The organism is Syntrophaceticus schinkii, from assembly GCF_000946815.1.
Lineage (GTDB): Bacteria > Bacillota > DSM-12270 > Thermacetogeniales > Thermacetogeniaceae > Syntrophaceticus > Syntrophaceticus schinkii.
In genome coordinates, this window is sequence record NZ_CDRZ01000085.1 from 1 (window position 1) to 2,061 (window position 2,061).

2 protein-coding genes and 1 pseudogene are annotated in these 2,061 nt (G+C 41.0%); 1 reads left to right on the forward strand and 2 read right to left on the reverse strand.

The features are described 5' to 3' along the window. Positions 1 to 333 precede the first annotated feature (333 nt). Positions 334 to 858, reverse strand: coding sequence for a sigma-54 factor interaction domain-containing protein (locus tag SSCH_RS04990; RefSeq protein WP_269746121.1), 525 nt, complete (start codon positions 856 to 858; stop codon positions 334 to 336). After that, positions 847 to 1,173: pseudogene (locus SSCH_RS20795) on the reverse strand (PAS domain-containing protein); the annotation flags it as partial. The gene SSCH_RS04990 and the pseudogene SSCH_RS20795, both read right to left, overlap by 12 nt. Before the next feature lie 562 nt (positions 1,174 to 1,735). Between SSCH_RS20795 and SSCH_RS04995 the strand changes: the two are divergent. Beyond that, on the forward strand, positions 1,736 to 2,061 hold a 326-nt coding region (locus tag SSCH_RS04995), incomplete at its 3' end, for a serine hydrolase (RefSeq protein WP_044664517.1).

The following is a 2,061-nucleotide window of genomic DNA, read 5'->3' on the forward strand; positions in this document are numbered from 1 at the left end:
TTCTTCATCTTGCATTAATGTTAAGTTAGGCACGGTTTTATTTTCATATTTCCCGCCACAATGACCACCAAGTCTCTCAATAAAAATTCTCTTAATTCACGTACAATTCCCAGGTCCCAGCTACGTCATGGACAAGCAGAATACTACTCACACATCCTTAGAAATATCTCGAACAAACATTATATTTAGCATTGAATTTTCCTAGAAAATACGATGTTAAGGCTCGTACATCTTCAGGACGCTCCTTTAACGGAGGAATGTTGATTTCTATGACATTCAGGCGGTAAAAAAGGTCCTCTCTAAATTCACCTTTAGCCAATCATCTCAAGCAAATCAACGGTTCGTAGCAGATAATACCCTGACATCAGCAGTCTTCATTTCGGTGCCACCTACCGGGATATACTGCCGTTCCTGAATAAAATGTAAGATCTTTGCCTGCAGTCTGAGAGACAGCTCCCCAATTTCATCAAAAAACAGGACTCCCTTATCGGCCAGTTCAATTAAGCCCTTTTTACCACTCTTGTTTGCACCTGTAAAAGCACCATGTGAGTATCCAAACAGTTCTGATTCCAGCAGATCCTCAGGGATTGCCGCACAGTTAATAGTTATAAAAGGGCCGTCTTTTCGCAGGCTGTTCCTGTGAATATGTCTGGCAAACAACCCTTTTCCGGTTCCTGTATCACCCAGGATCAAAACATTTGAATCTACCCCTGCAACCTGTTCTGCGAAGTTTATGAGCTGTTTCATTTTTATGTTATGTGTAATAATATCACAGCGGTTTTCGCTGCTGTCATTTTTCCCCTTGCTGGCAGTCAAAGCTTGCCGCGTTACTTCCAACTCTTGCTTAATAGCTTCCAATTGTGTAGTATCACGGGTATTATATACAGTGAATATAATTTCACCCTTCTCATTCAATACAGGGGTTGCAGTGGTCAAAAGCTTTCTACCCAAAAATGTGGTTTGCTCACGGGTAATTCTTCTTTTCTCCCTGCGGACGATAGGCATAATATTAGGAGACCAATAGTCCAGGTCATTTAATTCATCAATATGTCTGCCCAAAACATCATCTGCTTTCAAAGCATAATGCCTTTCACAGACATTATTAACATAAATGACATACCCATCCCTGTCCAATACAAAAATCTCATCATACGAGTTATCAAGAATTTGTTTGTATACATCTTCACCTAAACTTCGTTTTTAGTAATTTGCTATTCGTTGCATACTCATTTAGCATTGGTATCAACCCCTATTTTATATAACAGCATATACCAGCCTTTCTGTTATTTCCCTCACAACACCGGACTCTAACATTCATACATGCAGCTTACCTCAAAACACATATTAGTCCATAGACTGATGTTTTCTATAAATCCATAGTTGCATTATGTAGTTAATGTAGTTAATAATGGGTAAAATAACTAAAGTAATACAAGGCAGGCACATAAAAGAAGCAGCAAATCAAAGTATCTTGCGACATTTTGATACCTATATGTTAAACGAATAGATTCTGACTGTCAAATTGATGGCACCTCTAGAAATTTCTTGGGTAGTAGGACTTACCCTCCCCCCCTCTAAAAGGCTCCCGCATCTACCATAAAAGTAAATAAACATTTCCAGGAATTATTAACAATAACCCCTTGATTGATCCCTCAATTTTTCCCAGAATCACACCTCTTGGACCTGGGGATATTATATAGAAACAATAATTTCAAAGAGAGGTGAGCAGTGGGCAATGCCGAGGCGAAAAAGAGCCTATCTTGTTGTGGCTTTGCTCGCGTTTGTTATGCTGGTCTTTGCGGTAGGGCAAATTATCGGAACCCAGTCCCTGAAACCGCTGAATCCCAAACCCGACTATCAGCCGCTGCAAGAAGAAGTCGCAAAATTCACAGCAACTCTGCCGGGAACCTATGGTATTTACTTAAAAGACCTGGCCTCAGGAGAGGAATTCGGGATCAATGAGAAAACACCGATCCCTCCTGCCAGCACGATCAAGCTGCCGGTGGTACTCTATCTCTATGAACAGGTGGCTGCCGGAAAGCTGGATTGGAGGACCGGGTC